This is a genomic window from Entomobacter blattae, from assembly GCF_014672835.1.
Lineage (GTDB): Bacteria > Pseudomonadota > Alphaproteobacteria > Acetobacterales > Acetobacteraceae > Entomobacter > Entomobacter blattae.
In genome coordinates this window covers 848,631-865,233 of record NZ_CP060244.1, presented here as the reverse complement: position 1 = coordinate 865,233, position 16,603 = coordinate 848,631, and the positions used below count along the sequence as shown (strand labels likewise).

Below are 16,603 nucleotides of genomic sequence, written 5' to 3'. Positions count from 1 at the left end.
GGCCTCTGCTAATATCCAGCCCCTGCGTCCCGTGGCGTTAAATAGATCCGGTTTTTTCTGGAATAGTATATACTGAAATAGTGTATAATCGCTTATAGGAAGAGGATTTTGAAATGCCAATAAATCCGCATATTCACCCCACCTGACTATTGGATAACCGCATCACGCCCCTGTTAAGGCTAAAGTGGGAATACCATACGTCCATTTTTCTACACCCAATCAATGGCCTTATCCCTCTCCATAACCCGTCCATTCTTGAGCAAATGAGTCAATAGGCAAAAAAAGCTCAGACGCCTGCTCAGGCAGCAGAAAAACTCTGCCCTGTAGGTAGTTTACAACCGTTTAAAAATAAAGAGGAGGAGAGTTAGGCACGCTGATGGGCCTACCAGAACCCATATTGCGCTCAGACAAACAAATGTCAGGCTACGGCGGGTAGAATAGCACCGTGTCACAGCACGCCCTAGGATATAACGTAGCACAATGAGAGGAGTTTTTCTATTAAAATCACAGCGAACACCACGGGGAAAATCACTGGGGGGAACATATGTAAGGAAGAGGGAGTTTGAACCTAAGAGGTTCCTGTAGAGGTAGACAATAGCTGGTTCTACCGTTTTCCTAGCCTTTAGAGCGCTATCTGGGCTTTGGGCTTTGGGCTTTGGGCTTTGGGCTTTGGGCTTTGGGCTTTGGGCTTTGGGCTTTGGGCTTTGGGCTTTGGGCTTTGGGCTTTGGGCTTTGGGCTTTGGGCTTTGGGCTTTGGGCTTTGGGCTTTGGGCTTTGGGCTTTGGGCTTTGGGCTTTGGGCTTTGGGCTTTGGGCTTTGGGCTTTGGGCTTTGGGCTTTGGGCTTTGGGCTTTGGGCTTTGGGCTTTGGGCTTTGGGCTTTGGGCTTTGGGCTTTGGGCTTTGGGCTTTGGGCAACATTGACCCTTTTCCACCACTCTTGCAACCCTCATCGAACGATTAATTCTTACAATCTGCAATACTCATATCGGGGCGGCACCACCAGCGTTCATTCTCTGCCCTATCAGAGAGGGGCAGAAAATCATGGGGATTGCCCTCATAGGTTACGGTATTGGTGGGGGTTTCTTCCAGCATGATTTTCTGGCAGGCCAAAATATTCCCATTCGCCTGCAAAAAGGCATTCAGCTTGGCAAGAAGTAGGCAGGCGGTAAGCTCGGTGGTGGGATCCCCAGGGGTCACCATAATCCGCTGGGCACGCTGGGGTTCATGGGTAAAAAACCACTCCAGCAACGGGTCATCCTCTGAAAGTTGCAGGGCGTGATCAATCTTGGTGTCTACAAAACGATGCCAGGTGGATTTAGCCTCAGAAAAAGCCTGAATCATGTTGGCCCGGCCATCCAGCCTTACGGTTTGCACGGGATGCAAATACACTTTAACATATTCATTATGGCCATGTGGCAGAGCGCAGACATCGCTCCCTGAATGGATCAAGCGATGGCCCATAGAAAACCGCCGGGTAAAAACCATTTCCGGTTTCATTCTTTTCTCCTCTCTTGCGCTCCCTGCAGGGCCTGATAACGGTCCCATCCTGAGCGACGCAGCTCACAAGCCGGGCAATGGCCACAGCCATACCCCCATTCATGCCTGTGGGTTCTCTCTCCCAAATAACAACTGTGACTTTCATGGTTAATAAGCTCCACAAGAGGTTGCCCACCAAGGGAGTCCGCCAGCTGCCAGGTGGCAGCCTTATCGCGCCACATTAAAGGGGTATGCACCACAAAACGCCTGTCCATCCCTAAATTCAAGGCCACCTGAAGAGCCTTTATGGTGTCATCTCGACAATCTGGGTAGCCAGAATAATCTGTCTCGCACATGCCACCAATGATATGGCGAATATCCCGCCGATAAGCCAAGGCCGAGGCAAAGGTTAAAAAAATAAGATTGCGGGCCGGCACAAAAGTATTGGGAAGGCCATCTTTCTCAAAAATCTTTTCCGCTTGACCCGTCAAAGCCGTTTGGGAAAGCGCTCCCAGAACCGATAAATCCAGCACATGGTCTTCCCCGCATCTTTGCTGCCATTGGGGATTGAGGCGTTTTATCCCTTCCCGCAGATGAATACGACACTCCATTTCCACCACATGGCGCTGCCCATAGGAAAAACCCACCGTTTCAACCCGCTCAAAACGATCAAGCGCCCAAGCCAGGCATGTTGCAGAATCCTGCCCACCAGAAAATAACAGCAAGGCCGCTTTATGAGACTCAGCAACAGAAGAAGACATGGATTATGGAATTCCTATCAACTTATGGGTTTGCAGGGAAAGCTTCCACTCAGGATGGTTCAGACAATAGGCCGTAGCGCGTTCAATATTGTGCTGCTGGTTTGGCCCATCCTGTGGTTGAAGCCAAAAATGCTGAAAAGAAAGGGAAAGGAAGAAGGCCGGATCAACCTCTTCCATCTGGGGGCTTTCTTGCGGATAGACAAGCTTGAGCTCATGACCAGAGCACTGCATGAGGGGAGTATACCCCTTGGGGCTGACACAAATCCAATCAATCTGCTGAGGGACAGGTAAAGTACCGTTGGTTTCTACCGCCACTTCAAAGCCTTTTTCCTGCAAAGCTTCAATAAGAGCAAGATCCACCTGAAGCAAAGGCTCGCCCCCTGTGAGCACCACATAGCGGCGGCCAGAACGCTCCCCCCAGCAGGCTTCAATAGCATGGGCCAAGGCGTTTTCATGAGCAAAACGCCCACCCCCCTCTCCATCCGTTCCCACAAAATCCGTATCACAAAAACGGCATTGGGCCTGACTGCGGTCTTGTTCACGCCCGTTCCACAGGTTACATCCTGAAAAACGGCAGAACACCGCTACACGCCCACTTTGGTGGCCCTCCCCCTGAAGGGTCAGGAAAATTTCTTTGACACTATAAACCATTGAGCTTTGTAAGAACCCTTAAGCCTTGTAAGGAGGTGAGACAATAAAAACAAAGCCTGTTAATCAAAAACAGCCTGTTGCGGTTTTTACCCCTATCCTTATTCGCATATCAAGCACAATTTCTCTAGAATGCCCCCCAAAACTCTTTACAAGAAAATTTGCAGAACATATTTATTCTCTCTTATAATCACAGGGCTTGTCAGACAATTTCCCACTGTCTACGCGCAACTACGTTTATGTTTTTGCGTATGAATACTAAAGGCAGAAACCCACACGGTACAGAATCATTACTCTTTTCAGGATATTATACTCAATGGAAATGGAACAGCTGCACCATCCTAAAATCCGTGGTAAGGACATGACCCTCAATATCAGAACCATGAGAGGGCAACCCCCCACACTTGTTTTTTTACATGGCCTTGCCAGCTCGCTGGAAAGTACGAAAGGCAACTTCCTGCTTGATGTGGCCATGAAATATAAGTTGGGTATCCTCCGAATGGATTACAGAGGCCATGGGATGAGCGATGGCAATTTTACAGAATGCACCCTGACAGACTGGAAAGAAGATACCTTATTGGGCATTGATAATTTTACTGAAGGCCCTTTACTGTTTGTAGGCTCTTCTATTGGGGTATGGGTGGGGTTGCTCGCCGCACTAGAACGCCCCGAGCGCATTATGGGGTTTGTAGGGATTGCTGCAGCAGTGGATGTGACCCGCCACCTCTATCAAACCCTCTCCTCTTTTGAAAAGGAAGCCCTGGACCAAACCGGACTATGCAAAACCTATTCCAACCATGCTGACCCCATTACAATTACGCAGCGCCTGATGGATAGCGGCCAAAATAACCTGCTGATGGACAAACCTATTCCTCTGCACTGCCCTGTAAGACTTCTCCATGGAGAAAAGGACACGGACGTGCCTTACTCTTACTCTCTAGAACTGTCCAAAGCCCTTGAAAGCGAGGATGTCCACACCATTCTCATCAAAGACGGGGAGCATCGTCTTTCTCGAGAGCAAGACCTAGCTCTTCTGGAACAGACGATAGAGATGATGGTCAAAAATTACCATAAAAATACCCCCCTTACCAAACCTGTCGACAGGATAAGCTATTTCTAAGAGGTGAGATTGGAAGAAGCTCCACCATTTTCTGACCCCTACTTTCTCCAACAGACCCTCGAAAAGGAGCGTCTGTTTATTGCAGACCAATATTTATTACATGACATGACTAAATTATTGCCTCACCAAACAGGAATTTTTATGGTTATCGCTCTTTTTTAACTATCATCAATCCAGTTCAATCAATCCCATTAAGTCAATAAACCTGAACAACAAAAAACTGGTTGTACGGAAAACTGATTATGTTGAAAAATATACAAAACCATTATGCCAGCTAGAGCCAATAGACCCACACTCTATGGTAACACAATGTGTCAATCTATCGCCCAGAGGTACGAGACTAGGGGTATCGCCTAAGGATATCGTCTAGGGGTCGTCCTGCAAAACCCGCAACACGCACACCTAAAAAGAGGAAAAGAAAAGCTGCATAAAATATTAAGGCCGGATAAAGAAGTTAAGGGCAGCTAGGATGATGTTATAATATTTATAAGGAAGCTTACCTTAAACCTTTTGTCATTTAGTGAATAAGATTTCTAATTTAGAGAATTCCCTTACTGAGAGCAGCCACGTTATTTTAAGATTGACCCCAATATTTTAAGCATTAAGTATTTTAAACATTACCAGAGAGTGAAGCCCATAACATTGAGGGAGAGGGAGAGGAAAGTTGAGAGGGAGGATTCCACCTTGCTAAAAATCTGCCAAAAACAAGAGCGGATTAAAGAGATAAAGAATTTGAAAAGAGACATTGGCTCGACAGGTTATAAAAAACAAAAGACCTCATTTCTTTGAAAAGATATGTGTAAGCCCCCATCCCAGGGCTATCGTAGCCAGCTTAATGGACTGCCAGTTTGAGAATAAAGTTTGAGACTAACAAGGGCTACAATCATCATCGCTACTACACAACCTTGTATCTCATATTATTAGGGTCTCCCCAAAAAGAGCACCCCGAGAAGAATGGAGCCGATAATGCCAATATCTCTCCATAAAGCATAGGTTACCCTCAGAGAAATAGATTTTACGGGGAATAAATTTTACAGGAAATAAATTTTCCGGCGTAAGCAAGGCAGGCAACACTGACCACTCTCCCCACACTTGTAACCACGGTCAGAACAAGCCTGCTAAAACCGATAGACTCCTTCGTGACTGCTGCCCAAACCACTTCCAAAATACCTGCAACCAGTCAACTGATCCACACCATTTAAACCTTTACCTTCATGCTTGGAACTGTTTGTATTAACCTTATAATCAGCCCTGCTATCATAAAAACCTCATAGCCATGAAGGCCCAAGGGCCCTTTACGGTTCCCTCCCTTTCAGATCTTCTATTGAATGGGTGCTTTCTTATGGCCTATACTGAAAAACTGATATAAAACCTCAGGAATGAAGGGGTAAGAAGCACTTTCTTATCGCACGCTGTTCTGTAAAGCCCTTTTTCTCTCTAGGATCTTTCTTGCCTACAAACCTGCTCCTGTCAAAAACTGTAAATGAAGGGGGTTGGGTAAGCATTCTTTTGCAGCACTCACCAAAAATGATTAATTTTTCGTGATGGAAAACCTGATCTTTATAGGAGATAGCTATATTGAAGCCACGGGAGATGCCACCCACATCGGGTGGTGTAACAGGGTTGTTACCTTTACCCAAAAACGCTTTCCTGCCTTGGCCTTGACCAACACTCTCCTGGGCGTGGGAGGAAATACCTCAGCTGATATCCTACACCGCTGGCAAAAAGAGGTGCAAAAGGCCCTTCAACCTCATACAACCACCCGCCTTATCTTTGCCTTTGGACTGAATGACTGTGCCAGAAAACATGCCGACCAGCTGGCTATCCCGCTTACAGAAACCCTTCAAAATTCCGAATCCATCCTTACAGAAGCCACCAAGACATTTCCCTGCCTTATGATTGGCCCCGCCCCCGTGCGAGAAGACCGCCGCCGCCTGGAGGATGTTAAAGCGGTTTCGGATGGTTTAGCAGCTCTGTGCCAGAGGCTGCACATCCCCTATCTTTCGCTTATTCCCCTTTTGCAGGATAACCCCACCTGGCAGGCTATTCTCCACCATTATGATGGTCTGCATCCTAACGAAGAAGGCTATGGCCTTATGGCAGAAATTATTGCGAATTGGCCTGCATGGAACGCATGGCTCATGGCAGAAAATAGCTTATAACCCCACCTATTCGATCAAGAAATTGTGACAAATACTATTTTCGACACAAAAAACCCGATATGAATAAGGCAGCATTTTATTCAACGATTTTGCTGCAGAATGTTCTTGCGCCTTTTGTGCCAACATTGATCTAGCACAAACGCAAGAAAGAATTTATTCTGAATATCAACAACTGAAAAACTATACACTTACTATATACTTTAGGACATTTCTTGTTATGGCATATGAAACCATCAATCCATTCAATAATGAAAAAGTTAAAGCCTTTTCAGACCTTACAGATTCTGAGCTGGAGGATGTTATCAGCCAGGCTCAAAAAGAATTCACCCACTGGAAAACCCTTTCTTATGCTGAACGAGGAAAAATACTGAGCAAAGCAGCCAGCCTTCTTCGTAAAGATATCGATAAATACGCCAAAATTCTTACTCTTGAAATGGGCAAGCTGATTGGCGACGCCATTGGAGAAGTAGAACTTTCGGCCGATATTTTGGACTATTACGCTGAAAACACCGAAAAATTCCTAGCCCCTAGAAAAATCCACCCGAAAGAAGGCGGAGAAGCGATTATTGAAAGCCAGCCCATTGGCATTCTATTTGGTGTTCAGCCATGGAACTTTCCTTATTACCAGCTTGCCCGCATTGCAGGCCCAAACCTGATGGCTGGAAACGTGCTGATTGTTAAGCATGCCTCAAACGTTCCGCAAAGTGCCAAAGCCTTTGAAGCCCTTCTGCTTGAGGCAGGAGCCCCTAAAGGCCTTTATTCAAACGTCTTTGCCACACGGCCTCAAATTGAAAAAATTATTGCTGATCCCCGTATCAAGGGGGTAGCCCTTACCGGGGGTGAAAAAGGCGGGGCGGCTGTGGCTTCCGAAGCAGGAAAGGCTCTTAAAAAATCCACCATGGAGCTGGGCGGCAGCGATGCCTTTATCGTTTTGGAAGATGCCAACATGGACAAGGCCATTAAATGGGCGGTCTGGGGGCGTATGAATAACACCGGGCAGTGCTGTGTTGCCGCCAAACGCTTTATCGTGGTTGAAAAAGTTGCTGATGAATTCATCCGCCGCTTTAAAGAAGAGCTGGCCAAACTGGAACCCGGTGACCCTATGGATAAATCCACAACACTTGGGCCTGTATGTTCTGAAAGCGCTGCCGTGGGCTTACAACAGCAAATCGACCGTGCTGTAAAGAATGGTGCCAAGGTTATTCTGGGTGGCCATCGCATTCAACGGCCAGGGGCTTTTATTGAACCCACTATCCTGACCGATATCGCTAAAAGCAACCCTGTTTATTATGAAGAATTCTTTGGCCCAGTGGCCATGATCTTCCGCGTGCCTGATGACAAAGCAGCCGTAGAGCTTGCCAACGATTCTCCCTTTGGCTTGGGTGGTTCTATCATCACTGAAAATGTCGAGCACGGTAAGGCGCTGGCTCGGCAGATTGAAACTGGTATGGTCTTTATTAACCAGTCTACCTGGACAGCACCGGATTTGCCATTCGGAGGCGTTAAAATTTCCGGCTACGGGCGTGAGCTTGCTGAACTGGGAGTTCATGAATTTGTTAATAAAAAACTCATCCGTGTTCACGAAGGGGCCTAACTCCTTGTCCAAACCCTAAATATATTTAACCCTAAATGCATTTCTGGTCTCTTGTAAGATAGAGGCCAGAAAACGGGCTATAAAAAGGGACCAGAATAAGCCCCAAAAAAAGGTGTAAGAACGAGTGCTAGAACAAGGTGCGAGAACATTGGGTGGATATTACAGCAAGGGTCTTCCCCTATTCTTGTGGCCCTATCTATTGTATTTAAAATACCATTCGCCATTTTTGGCTCATCACCGGAAAAAAACTATGGGCTACATTAATATACTCATTAATCACTACCCGCGATGGGGTTTCCTTAAAGGCGTATAATTCTATAATAGCCATACAGAGCAAAGATTTTAAAACAGGATCAATACGATTAAGAGACCATTCCGCATTATTGCAGAGTGTCGATATTTATCGGCTGCGTAAATAAATGCGCTCTAACCAGTCTACATCTATTCATCAACGTCCTCTTGTACAGAGTGGGGATAGTATTGAGACCGGTGATAATATTGCCGATTATGAAGAGAAATTTCTAGCCGTTTTATCTGGAAATAGATGCCTAATTGACTAAAAGAGTTTTATAAAAAAAGCCTATATTCTCTAAAAAACTAAGGCATCAACTCCTCTCCACTGAGAAAAAGCAGAAGGGTCTTTCCTATCTGGAGTAGTAGAAATTGAAGGGCTATGCCAGTCTTGCTTACAGGAAAAAAATTCTATAAAACCAGCTCCACTGCTTAACTCGCACTTTTTTGGACTATAGGATGAGACTTCGTACCCCGCTAAAGCAAGAGCATGACCAGTTAGCGGCTGTAAGCAATGAGCTCCAAAATAAAAGACTCCCTTAAAATTTATGCCTTGTTTACCAGGGTATTTTTATCTCATGGTTTCATTCTAGACTTTTATTTTGAGCTTTTATTTTAGATTTTAGATGGTTTTTACTTGAGGCCTCGAAATTCCTGCCCCCAGGCCCAATCTCCGCAAAAAGCCCCTATCGTATCGGCCCTTCCCTAAAAGTTTCGGCCAGGCCCTTTTTAAAAAAATTCTTTTCCTAATAGGCTCAAAGATTATCATGCAGGCCATGATGACTGTTTACTAATATTAATACTGTTTACTCATGTTCATTGTAAAGAAAGAGCAAAGTGCTGAGTGAAGAAAAAGCAAGGTGCTGGCCAGGTTTAAAAGGACTGTTCCGAATAGTTTTCCCTTGAGACAATAAAACAGCGTGATAAGCAATGGTTCCGAGAACTAAGACCACTTTTAATTGCTCAAGCTTTTCAATTTCTGCTTTTAGATAGGGATTTATGTGGAAGAATGATCTCCCCAGTGTTGTAATAAGGCCTGCTGAAGCAAAATAACTGTTTTGGCATCTATAATCTTACCTTCCTGTACCCACTGAATCGCTTCTGGCAGGGTCAGCTCAATCACATCAATGTCTTCCCCTTCAGCTTCTATCCCACCCCCGCTTGAGAGACGTTCGCCACACTCAGCAAGAAAATAATACAATTTTTCAGTCAGGAGCCCAGGGCAGCTATAAAGAGAAAATAAATAATGCAGTTTTCTGATCTGCCAGCCAGTTTCTTCCATAACCTCACGGCTAACCGCGCGCATGCTGGCTTCCTCCCACGAGCCACCTTTTAAATCCTCTGGGTCGATATTGCCCGCACAAACTTCTATCACCCCAGTAATCCCCTCCATCGCAAAAGGGGGAACCCGCAATTGGCGAGTTAGAACAACCGTGTTGGTTTCTGCACGATAGAGCAAGACGGCCACGCTATTAGGGGCCTGCATCACCTCACGGGTAATCTCCTGCGTTTTTCCAGAATGTCTGGCAAAAGCTACGTCAATTTTTTCCAGTTTAAAATGTCCATCCGAAACTTTTTCCCGTTTTATCACTTGAGGTAAATAACCCTGTTTTGGCCGATTATTCATAAGAAACTCCCCCCCCTATACCCCAATAATAATTCTGTAAAATTATTGTCTTTCGTTATAAAATACGACTTTACTTTTTGTATGAACTTTCTTGCAGAATACTGGCTACGCTTTTAAGCGGCTTATAAAAATACTTTACTCCTGATAAAGACTATTTCATGATAGAATTTGTAGAGCACTATCCAGAACTGATTGTTAAAATTCAAGATGAACAAGCCGGAAAAAAGCATTATGCCGTTATTCTGGATGGACAGGTGATAGAAAAAATCGCCCATGACCACCGCAAGAAAAAACAAGCCACCTTTTCAGTTAACCTTAGCCAATACCCCTTAGCCCAGTCAGTCAATATCTATTGTTTTGAAAGCCATACCCTTTTGGCTGCGCAAGACTATCCGCTTTTAAAATTCTTTGGGTTTTCTCTTACCGCCCTTACCATAAAAAACCTGCATATCAGCGGGCAATTCAGCCTTCACCACTCTCAACGGCATCAGGAAATCTGGCTTGAATGTCTTGATGAACGCGATAACACGCCCCTTGCCTTTGGCATGGCCCAATGGGAGAACAAAACCCAAACCTATCATTTCTCCCTACCTTTGCAAAAACTCATCGATACGTTTGAGCCTGTTACTGCCCTTTTCCGATTATTAGGCATAAAGCTTCATTCCCCACGCTTGCAGCTTACGGATGAAAATACCGGCATGGCAGGGTTTGTTGACCATATAGAGGTAGGCAAAATCAATGGCTGGGCCTATAACCCCCAAGAGATTAAAAAACGTGTCTCTCTAGACTTAGTCTATAACGGCCAGGTTCTCCAAACCACCAAGGCCAACATTTACCGACCAGACCTGTTTGAGAATAAGCTGGGAGATGGCCATTGTGGTTTCACCTTCGAGCTAGACCCCACTCTGGATTACAGCAAACAACGCATGATCTCAGTAGTTGTTTCTAAAACTACTACCCATCTGCGCAATAGCCCGGTTGCTTTTTCTCCCCCTTCCATGTTGCGGGGCTTTTTTGACAGGGTTCGGCTTGGCACGGCAGAAGGCTGGGCGATCGACTATAACGACCCCGAAAAACCCGCTATGGTTGAAATTGTCTGGAAAGAGACGGTGCTTGCTGAAGGAGAAGCCAAGTTTTATCGGGGTGACTTGCTTGCTGCAGGCCTGGGAGATGGGTTTTGCGCCTTTAAGGTTGACCTCTCTGCTGACAAAACCGAACTTCTCTTGGGAGAATCCGTATTTGCCCGCATCAAGGGCACCAACCATATCTTACCTGGCTCCCCACAGGTTATAACTCAAAACGAGAATATTCTGGCTTATCAGAAACCCAACCGGGGCATTCCAGCGGCTTCGATAGAGCGCTTTCGGCGAATGGCAGCGCATCGTTACGGGCATAACCTCATCTCTCTCATTATGCCTGTCTATAACACGCCCGTCAGTTGGCTGAAGGAGGCCCTCGATAGCGTACTGGCCCAATGGGTCGATTGCTGGGAATTGCTCTGTATTGACGATGCCTCAACAGACCCCGCCATAAAACCCCTGCTCACAAGCTATGCCGAAAAAGATAGCCGCATAAAGCCTATCTTCCTTCAAAAAAACAGTGGGATTGCTGTGGCAACCAATAAAGGGATTCAACACGCCCAAGGCACATATATTGCCTTTATGGATCATGATGACTGGCTGGAACCCGATGCTATTTACCACCTTTCCAAAGCCATTCAGGAAGAGCATCCAGACCTGATCTATACCGATGAGGTCGCAACCTCAGAAAATCTCCGCACCTTTGAGGAGATCAAGGCCAGGCCAGCCTTTTCATATGATTACTATCTATCTCATCCCTATTTTGTGCATCTGCTTTGTGTTCCTAAGGCGCTGGCCGAAAAAATTGGGGGTTGGGATGAAGCCATGCCCATTTCCGCTGATGTCGATTTTGTTTTGCGAATATTAGAAGTGGCCAAAACAGTCACCCATATCCCACGGGTTGTTTACCGTTGGCGCACCCATGAAAAAAGTACAGGCCATAGTCGCCAGCGCACTGTGATGGAAGCCACCAAAAAAGCGCTCCAAAACCATTTAAACCGTGTCTACCCAGGCCAGGCCACCGTGGAAGACGGAGCAAGCTTTAACCAATATAAAATTAACTGGAAAGATGATAAAGGGCGCATCCTTATTGTTATTCCCACAAAAAACCGAGGGGAACTGGTTAAAACTGCCGTAGAATCCATTGAAAAAACGGCCAATCGTCAAGACTACAAAATCGTTATTATAAATCATGATTCCGATGACCCCGCTACGCTGGACTATTTTAAGTCCATAGAAAAACGCCATATTATTATGCCTTATTCGGGTGTTTTTAATTATTCCCACATGAATAACCTGGCCGTAAAACACCATGGAGAAGGGTGCAAATTTGTGCTCTTCCTCAATAACGATATCGAAGCCATAGAAAAAGGCTGGCTTAACAGGATGCGTGCCTTAGCAGCGCGCCCAGATGTGGGGGTAGTGGGGGCCTTACTGCTCTATCCCGATGATAAGATCCAGCATGCAGGCGTTATTATGAGCTTTAATGGCTCAGCAGACCATGCCTTCAAATTCATTCCCGCCTATATTGGCAAAAAAGCCAACAACAAACGCAATATTGGCTATAATAGTAACCTGACCTCCGTGCGGGATTTTTCAGCCGTAACCGCAGCCTGCCTGATGATGCGGATAGAGGTTTTCAACCAGCTGGGGGGATTTGATGAAAAATTCTCGGTAGGGTTTAATGATACTGACCTCTGCCTCCGTGCCAAGGCGGCAGGCTATAAGGTTCTCTATGATGGTATGAGCGTGCTCTATCATTATGAAAGTGCAACCCGCAGCCATACCAAACAGGTTCTCCACCCAGAAGATTCTATTTTACTGCTTTCCCGCTATGATAAAATTATTACCGAAGGCGACCCTTACTATAACCCTAACCTAAGCCTGGTCACGCAAGACCATGTCATTCGGGATGATAAGGGGGGGAAATTTGCCCGCAACCGCACAGTAACCGTTGACTTCTCCGGGCACACTCCTACCCCTCCGTTGGTAAACAAAGCTTCTTCATCTTCTGCTAATCCTCCCACTTCACTTCAAGCCAAACTTCAAACCCAACCCCCTTCGTCCCCTATAAGCCCCAAAATAAAAGCCGCCCCTTCGGGAAAAGCCAAAAAATCGCCTACCCAAACCCCACAAAAACCTCCCCTAAAAGAGAGAGAAAATACCGCAAAAGCTCCCAAGAAACCTGCCATCAAAGCCCCAACCGCAAAAAAGGCAGCCCTGAGCAGCGCTTCAAAAACAAAAAAACATAAGTAATAGCCAACCCTTCCCAAAGAAAGGCTCTGGAATTGTCTTTTCCTCCTCTCGGTTATGCTCTATCGTGAAGAATCCTTCACCAAGAGAGTGCTGGACAAAACAAACTTTTTACCAGTATAGCTATTGTTTAAGAGAGTCTTGCCGGTCCACTATACCGGTTTTTATTAAACAGCCCTGCTGGGCTATCCATTCTGCTCCTTCCGCAGTTACCCTATTTCAGGATTACTGATATGATAAAACTCTATTATAGACCAGGTGCGTGCTCCCTCGCCCCCCATATTGCCCTGGAATTCATTGGCCAGCCTTATGAGGCCGAACTGGCACAAAGGGATTCCACCGCTATTTTAGAACTTAACCCTGCAGGCGCGGTGCCTATTTTAGACACAGGAGAAGGATGGATACTCACCCAGGCTGCAGCCATACTCCAATATCTTGACAAACGCTTCCCCGAGGCCAAATTAGGCTCTACCGGCGATCTCAAACACGATAGTGAACTTACAAGATGGGCCAGCTTTTTAACGGGCGATCTCCACCCTGCTTTTTACCCCATTTATTTTCCAAACCGCTATACCGTATCGACCAAGGAAGAAGACCTTGAAAACGTCAAACAGGCAGCGCTAAAAATTATCCGCAGAAAACTAGCAGTTATTGAGCAGCATCTGGATAAGAAAGATTATATGGTCGGTGCTAACCTAACCTATGTTGATATCTACCTGTTCCCTATGCTCAGATGGGCCAAATTCCAGCTTGCCGATGATGGGGGATTGAAGAACTATACCAATATCGAGCGTTTATTTGCCAAGCTGAAACACCACCCTGTCTTTACAAAAACCCTAGAGCTGGAAAGCAAATAAGCCCCTTTCTTACGAACTCATTAAGGTTACATAAGAGCATAGTGTGCTCTGGGGAGTTTACTTTTCCACTTTCGTGGATTGGGTGAAATTTTTCCCAATCAGGGAACCTGCCCATGCAATACAACTATGAGGAGCATTGAATACACGAATTTTGGCTTCTTCCCATGGTTGATATGCTGCATTCTCGGCATGCTGCGCGCGCTCTGGGATATGCTCTGGTGGGGGTACTCTCTGGGGCAACAATTCGCCTGACAGCGCGCGCCATGAAGCTTGGAATGTTTAAAACCTTTTGCAGCAATAAACTCCCCACAACATTTCTTTCTAAAAAATCTGAAAAAACAAAACTGGCTGCTCTTTCTAGCCAATCTTTCTGGTAATCTTTCTGGCCAAACTCTCTATCTGCCAACACACCCTTTACTTTCAACAAGGGTCTTAAGGCTAGAAAGACCGTAAGAAACGTTAGGCCATCGCCCCCGATCTAGGCTAAGGGCTTGCAACAACACCGTACCTAAACTTTCAGGGATTGCCCATATACTTGCCAAGGAATTCTACGGAAAACCCGTTAAAATAGGGTTCCACCATACATGTGGAAGTAAAATGGAGCGAGACATATCCTCTAGGGTCCATTCCTCTCTGGGGAGGAATCATTGCCTTCACAAGGAAGGAGACAGGATATTTTCCGACTTATATTTGCAGGCTTACGATATATGAAGAATTCGCCCACCCTATTGTCCCATAAACTCTAAAAACAGCAAGCCAACCGGCTATTTTTTTAGGTTTTATAAGGGAATTTACAAAGCCCCAAACCCTATTCTGAATATCCCATACTAAACAGAGTGCCTGACTCGGATTTGCCCTGCCTCGGATTTTCCTGGGCCGAATTATCTGACCAGATTACCTGACCAGAAAGCCCTTGTTTAGCCCCAGATCGTTGGAGAACACCTTTAGGTTGGATATAACACCCTTTAGAGAGAGGGGCCATAGGATAAACATGGTTGGTCACTGGCTTTTTACCAGAGAGAATAATGGCTTGTAGAGCCTGCCCAGTTTAATGCCATAAGAATACTCTATTGACACGGCGATATGGGTTGCACGGCAATATGGGGTAGGAAGGGGCAGGATTAACACATGTTTTTCATGTGGGCTCCTACACCCCCCCTACCCTATGGGAGAACAATTCCTCTCACAAGGGTACCGTGCAGGCTTAGAACTATTTAAAATCTTAGATGGAGTCATCCACAACGTTTCTGGCCAAGGCCCGAAAGAATGAGTTAATCGGCCGTGGGTCTTCCACAAATTCATCGCCATACATTGCTTTAAAGCCCACAAAGGTTTTTCCATTCTTGTCGGTGGTCACCCAAATCATCACCTGAATTGTCCAGTTCCTGAGGCTTTCTCCATAAATTTTACCTTGCTGGAAATCAATCCAGTTAATGGCAAAATCCAGATCCTGTAAGGTGTAAATGGTTTTTTGCATGATTTTGAGCGTATCGGATGTATCGAAAACCCGCTGGCGATCAAGAGAGATCCCTTTTTCCTGGGCATAAAGCGAGGAAACGGGAGCCAGTAAAAAACCCAAACCGAGAAGGCCTCCTAACAACCATCCCCGTTTAGTACGTGTGTCTGTGTGTTTTACCATGTGCATTTTAACACCTTGCAGCCTTATGATTGCGAATCTGTACGTTTTTGGTCAAGAAGCTGATCCGTATCCTTGAAGAAATCCTCGTAAATACTGGGGTAAGCCCCTGGTTTACAGTCCTCGGTTACGATATTGCAGGAGGCTGCCTGAATCCCTCGACTATAGTACGCCACATATTGGAAAACAACCCGAATGCGTACCTCATTTTCAGGCATCGCGGTAATAACGACTGAGGCAATCATATCAGAACGGCTAATGGCATTCACACGCACACTATAGCCTTGCGCATCTGCTGAGCCGTAATTAGGCACCATCTCAATATCGGGGTTACCATAGATCATGGTGTTCACTGTTGTGGTTGTGGGAGCAATATATTTCGAAAACTTCCCCGTAACGCAGTTATTATAATCTATCGACGGATTACATTCGTTGCGATAGGCATATACCAAGCCTATGGGCCCCTCAATTTTATTTTTAATATAATAGCCCCGTTTTTTTAGAAGGATAGCCACGGCCTCTACCGCCTTACTTACGGAAACACCCTTATAGAAAGCTGTTGTCACAGAGCGGTTCTGAATTCTCTCCCTTGTAAGCCTAAAGCCCCTTTTACCGCTCTCTTCTCTTGCGCATGCTGTAACGATAAAAATAGACAATAACAGTAATAGTATAGTTCTAAACCGTTTCAATGATACCTCTCCCCGTGGATCTGCTTTGGTTTCTGCTGCCCTGAGCAGGCCTATCATATGTCCAAATAAAGATTTTACCAATCCCGATTTTCAAGAAAATCACGTCTATGGCCCTAGATGTTTTCCCCCTTCGCCCCTTGAGGCTCTATGGAAGGGCCCTCGTACTACGGCCTTGTGTTGAAAGAAATGTTGAGACAAGTATTTCCATGCTCTCGATAGTATTTCCATACCCCCAATTAATAAGGGCTTACTCTATAGACTCCACAATTTTACCCAAAAATAATTTCAAAAAACAAAAAATATTTCTCATGGACCAGAAAAAGACAAAATTAAGAAGTAGTAAATATTAAGAAATAGTAAATATTCTATGCTGATCTTTGGAGAAAAAAGACATTCCATGCAACTCAAGT

General features: G+C 45.5%; 16 protein-coding genes. 6 read left to right on the top strand and 10 right to left on the bottom strand.

Annotated elements, in window-relative coordinates; genetic code table 11:
* Positions 1 to 630 precede the first annotated feature (630 nt).
* Genes JGUZn3_RS12810 through queE form a run of 4 tightly spaced genes read right to left on the bottom strand, consistent with a single transcriptional unit; the run spans position 631 to position 2,888 of the window.
* The gene (locus tag JGUZn3_RS12810) at positions 631 to 918 is read right to left on the bottom strand and encodes a hypothetical protein (RefSeq protein WP_408871754.1); all 288 of its coding nucleotides are present in this window, start codon (positions 916 to 918) and stop codon (positions 631 to 633) included.
* Between the two features lie 39 nt (positions 919 to 957).
* Positions 958 to 1,497, bottom strand: coding sequence for a 6-pyruvoyl trahydropterin synthase family protein (locus tag JGUZn3_RS03915; RefSeq protein ID WP_203414408.1), 540 nt, complete (start codon positions 1,495 to 1,497; stop codon positions 958 to 960).
* Positions 1,494 to 2,237, bottom strand: coding sequence for a 7-cyano-7-deazaguanine synthase QueC (gene queC, locus JGUZn3_RS03910; protein WP_203414407.1), 744 nt, complete (start codon positions 2,235 to 2,237; stop codon positions 1,494 to 1,496). The genes JGUZn3_RS03915 and queC overlap by 4 nt, the downstream gene beginning before the upstream one ends.
* A gap of 3 nt (positions 2,238 to 2,240) precedes the next feature.
* Positions 2,241 to 2,888 (bottom strand): 7-carboxy-7-deazaguanine synthase, encoded by a 648-nt coding sequence (gene queE / locus JGUZn3_RS03905; protein WP_203414406.1) that lies wholly within the window; start codon positions 2,886 to 2,888, stop codon positions 2,241 to 2,243.
* Between the two features lie 313 nt (positions 2,889 to 3,201).
* Between queE and JGUZn3_RS03900 the strand changes: the two genes are divergently transcribed.
* A complete protein-coding gene (locus JGUZn3_RS03900; protein WP_203414405.1) occupies positions 3,202 to 4,005 on the top strand; it encodes an alpha/beta hydrolase in 804 nt (267 codons plus the stop codon).
* Between the two features lie 920 nt (positions 4,006 to 4,925).
* On the opposite strand, the gene JGUZn3_RS12805 is transcribed toward JGUZn3_RS03900, so the two are convergent.
* Together JGUZn3_RS12805 and JGUZn3_RS12800 are read right to left on the bottom strand one after the other, a co-directional pair.
* The gene (locus JGUZn3_RS12805; protein ID WP_203414789.1) at positions 4,926 to 5,015 is read right to left on the bottom strand and encodes a hypothetical protein; all 90 of its coding nucleotides are present in this window, start codon (positions 5,013 to 5,015) and stop codon (positions 4,926 to 4,928) included.
* 5 nt (positions 5,016 to 5,020) lie between these two features.
* Entirely contained in the window at positions 5,021 to 5,170 is a 150-nt protein-coding gene (locus tag JGUZn3_RS12800) for a DMT family transporter (protein WP_408871753.1), read from the bottom strand.
* Positions 5,171 to 5,549: 379 nt separating this feature from the next.
* Here JGUZn3_RS12800 and JGUZn3_RS03885 point away from each other — a divergent pair, with 379 nt between their 5' ends.
* Complete coding sequence (locus JGUZn3_RS03885; protein ID WP_238996931.1) at positions 5,550 to 6,167, top strand: GDSL-type esterase/lipase family protein; 618 nt, start codon at positions 5,550 to 5,552, stop codon at positions 6,165 to 6,167.
* Between the two features lie 217 nt (positions 6,168 to 6,384).
* The gene (locus JGUZn3_RS03880) at positions 6,385 to 7,761 is read left to right on the top strand and encodes an NAD-dependent succinate-semialdehyde dehydrogenase (RefSeq protein ID WP_203414402.1); all 1,377 of its coding nucleotides are present in this window, start codon (positions 6,385 to 6,387) and stop codon (positions 7,759 to 7,761) included.
* Positions 7,762 to 7,966: 205 nt separating this feature from the next.
* Here JGUZn3_RS03880 and JGUZn3_RS12275 read toward each other — a convergent pair whose 3' ends face one another.
* Both JGUZn3_RS12275 and JGUZn3_RS03870 read right to left on the bottom strand, forming a co-directional pair.
* Complete coding sequence (locus JGUZn3_RS12275; RefSeq protein WP_238996890.1) at positions 7,967 to 8,089, bottom strand: transcription antitermination NusB family protein; 123 nt, start codon at positions 8,087 to 8,089, stop codon at positions 7,967 to 7,969.
* Positions 8,090 to 9,049: 960 nt separating this feature from the next.
* Positions 9,050 to 9,679, bottom strand: a complete 630-nt coding sequence (locus JGUZn3_RS03870; protein ID WP_203414401.1) for an NUDIX domain-containing protein — start codon at positions 9,677 to 9,679, stop codon at positions 9,050 to 9,052.
* A gap of 158 nt (positions 9,680 to 9,837) precedes the next feature.
* On the opposite strand from JGUZn3_RS03870, the gene JGUZn3_RS03865 reads away from it, so the two are divergent.
* The 3 genes from JGUZn3_RS03865 to JGUZn3_RS03855 all read left to right on the top strand — a co-directional run bounded on the left by JGUZn3_RS03865 (position 9,838) and on the right by JGUZn3_RS03855 (position 14,245).
* Entirely contained in the window at positions 9,838 to 13,014 is a 3,177-nt protein-coding gene (locus JGUZn3_RS03865; RefSeq protein ID WP_203414400.1) for a glycosyltransferase, read from the top strand.
* Between the two features lie 230 nt (positions 13,015 to 13,244).
* On the top strand, positions 13,245 to 13,868 hold the full coding sequence (locus JGUZn3_RS03860; protein WP_203414399.1) for a glutathione S-transferase family protein: 624 nt from the start codon (positions 13,245 to 13,247) through the stop codon (positions 13,866 to 13,868).
* 164 nt (positions 13,869 to 14,032) lie between these two features.
* A complete protein-coding gene (locus JGUZn3_RS03855) occupies positions 14,033 to 14,245 on the top strand; it encodes a hypothetical protein (RefSeq protein WP_203414398.1) in 213 nt (70 codons plus the stop codon).
* An 845-nt stretch (positions 14,246 to 15,090) separates the two neighbouring features.
* On the opposite strand, the gene JGUZn3_RS03850 is transcribed toward JGUZn3_RS03855, so the two are convergent.
* Complete coding sequence (locus tag JGUZn3_RS03850; protein WP_203414397.1) at positions 15,091 to 15,513, bottom strand: hypothetical protein; 423 nt, start codon at positions 15,511 to 15,513, stop codon at positions 15,091 to 15,093.
* Between the two features lie 17 nt (positions 15,514 to 15,530).
* Positions 15,531 to 16,070, bottom strand: coding sequence for a hypothetical protein (locus JGUZn3_RS03845; protein ID WP_203414396.1), 540 nt, complete (start codon positions 16,068 to 16,070; stop codon positions 15,531 to 15,533).
* Positions 16,071 to 16,603 lie beyond the last annotated feature (533 nt).